This window comes from Sphingomonas sp. GC_Shp_6 (genome assembly GCF_026540835.1).
Taxonomy (GTDB): domain Bacteria; phylum Pseudomonadota; class Alphaproteobacteria; order Sphingomonadales; family Sphingomonadaceae; genus Sphingomonas.
The window spans coordinates 1-2,085 of the sequence record NZ_JALNUO010000040.1 but is presented as its reverse complement, the minus strand read 5'-3'; the positions used below and the strand labels follow the sequence as shown (position 1 = coordinate 2,085).

The window sequence follows — 2,085 nt, the reverse complement described above, 5'->3', positions numbered from 1 at the left end:
ATCAGCCTTGTAGCGGCCTATGCTCCAGTGTTGCTTCCGTATTCACTCGGCCTATCATCGCTCGCCTTGAAGACGGGCCTTGCGGGAGGGATTATGTAGCTCAACGTCACAATACCCGCCGCGACTAATCCAATACGCCAATTCCAAAACGCTAAGCCGAATGCCGCCCAATAGGCTCCGGCAGTGACGCCGTATTTGATCGTTAGTCGCCTGAGGTAGGCGTCCGTCAGGCGCGGGTCTGGAAGCGCCCTCGCTGTTGCATAGACCCAACGCACGAACCACCACGTCGCCGGCGCAGCTGCCACGCCCAGATAGACCAAGACGGCGGCCTTGCTTTCCGCGTCACCGGCGAGATGCTCGACTAGCGGACGCGCAGGAAATGGCGTGATGCTGACGGCGGCAAGAAAGCCGATGCTAAGCAGATTGTAGGCATGGTCGGTCTTTTGCAGAAGCTTGCCGCTGAAATGGCTGGAAGCCCAGTAAAGGCCGATCAGGATCACGCTAAGGCCGTAGGCCGCATAATCCGGTGCCAGCTTCAGGTACGCCGCTGCAAGGTCGCCATCAGCCTTCTTTGGTGCGTGCAGTTCGACCACCGGAAGGGTGATCGCAATTGCCAGCACCGCGTCCATGAAAGCCTCAAGGCGATCCGGTTTGCGTTCGGTTCCTTCGAGAGAGAGAATCGCCATCTGACGCTAGAGCATTTCGAGCGGGCGACGGTCGCGTGGCCGGGGAAATGCCGCGTCGAGTGTCGCAAGGTCGGCGTCGGATAGGACGATATCTGCGGCCGCGCGGTTCTCCCGCACATGTGCGATCGAACTCGCTTTCGGGATGGCGATGAGGCCGTCGTGCCGCAACGTCCAGGACAGTGCGACCTGCACAGGGGTTGCACCGATCTCGGCTGCGATTTTGTCGAGCGCGGGATGGCTTGAGAGTCGTCCCTGCTCGACGGGACTATACGCCATCACTGGAATTTTATGATCGGCGAACCACGGCAACAGGTCCAACTCGGGGCCTCGGCGGACGAGATTGTAGAGGATTTGATCCGTCACGCAGCCATCCCCGCCGACAGCGACGAGCTCGTCCATATCGTCGGTATCGAGGTTGCTGACACCCCAATACCGAATCTTTCCTGCCGATTTCAGCGCCTCCAATGCCTCCACTGTCTCAGCGAGCGGCACCGATCCCCGCCAGTGAAGCAGGTAGAGGTCGAGCCGGTCGGTACCGAGACGTTTCAGGCTCGCCTCGCATGCACCGGAAAGGCGTGCGCGCGACGCGTTCTGCGGATACGCCTTGCTGACGAGGAACAACTGGTCGCGAAGGCTGCCCAGCGCCTCGCAGATCAGCGTTTCCGCCGCACCATCGCCGTACATTTCGGCGGTATCGACGAGCGTCATGCCCAGTTCGACACCGGCCCGTAGCGCGGCGATCTCATCGGAGCGCCGCTCGGCACGCTCGCCCATCTTCCAGGTGCCTTGACCCATCGAAGGAACGACTTCCCCGCCTGGCAGCGTCACGCATTTCATGTGCTTCCGCTCCGTCAGATGTTCTCGGCTACTCGTCGAAGGTAGGCGGATATGTCGGCCACCGCCACGTGCAAACGAACATCGGTATACATGGGCGGACACCCGTTTTCCGCGGTTTGAGAGCGTTTAGGGTCGGCGCGCAATCGAACCGGCACGGAAAACTCTCGTCTCTTCGACCACAACGCCATCTATCGCTTAATGGGGATGCATCGCCCACAACCGCTCATTCGTTATGTCGGTGGCCGGATGTCGGTCGTTTCTCTTGGAGAGTTCATCATGCCGAAACTTGCGCTGTACGTGCCGCTGAAAGCCAAGCCCGGTAAGGAGAGCGATGTCGCCGAGTTTCTCACGTCGGCGCTACCACTCGTTCAAGCCGAACCCGGTACCTTGACCTGGTACGCAATCCAAGAAGGCCCTGGCGCGTACGCGATCTTCGATACATTCGATACGGATGAAGACCGGCAGGCGCATCTGGATGGCAAGGTTGCCGCGGCGCTGATGGACAAGGCGGAAGAACTCTTCGCCGAGCCCCCGCAGATTCACAAACTCACGCTCTTGGCAG

At 60.3% G+C, this 2,085-nt stretch carries 3 protein-coding genes; 1 reads left to right on the top strand and 2 read right to left on the bottom strand.

Going from position 1 to position 2,085, the window contains the following annotated elements; genetic code table 11:
- Positions 1-17: 17 nt before the first annotated feature.
- Positions 18-686 carry a TMEM175 family protein gene (locus OXQ95_RS18575; protein ID WP_267382988.1) on the bottom strand — a complete coding sequence of 223 codons (669 nt, stop codon included), beginning with the start codon at positions 684-686 and terminating at the stop codon, positions 18-20.
- Between the two features lie 6 nt (positions 687-692).
- The gene (locus OXQ95_RS18570) at positions 693-1,523 is read right to left on the bottom strand and encodes an aldo/keto reductase (RefSeq protein ID WP_267382991.1); all 831 of its coding nucleotides are present in this window, start codon (positions 1,521-1,523) and stop codon (positions 693-695) included.
- 276 nt (positions 1,524-1,799) lie between these two features.
- On the opposite strand from OXQ95_RS18570, the gene OXQ95_RS18565 reads away from it, so the two are divergent.
- The coding region (locus OXQ95_RS18565) for an antibiotic biosynthesis monooxygenase (RefSeq protein ID WP_267383105.1) at positions 1,800-2,085 on the top strand (286 nt) is incomplete at its 3' end.

Coding starts and splice junctions, on each gene's coding strand:
- OXQ95_RS18570 (WP_267382991.1), bottom strand. CDS start 1,523: ATGAAATGCGTGACGCTGCCAGGCGGGGAAGTCGTTCCTTCGATGGGT.
- OXQ95_RS18575 (WP_267382988.1), bottom strand. CDS start 686: ATGGCGATTCTCTCTCTCGAAGGAACCGAACGCAAACCGGATCGCCTT.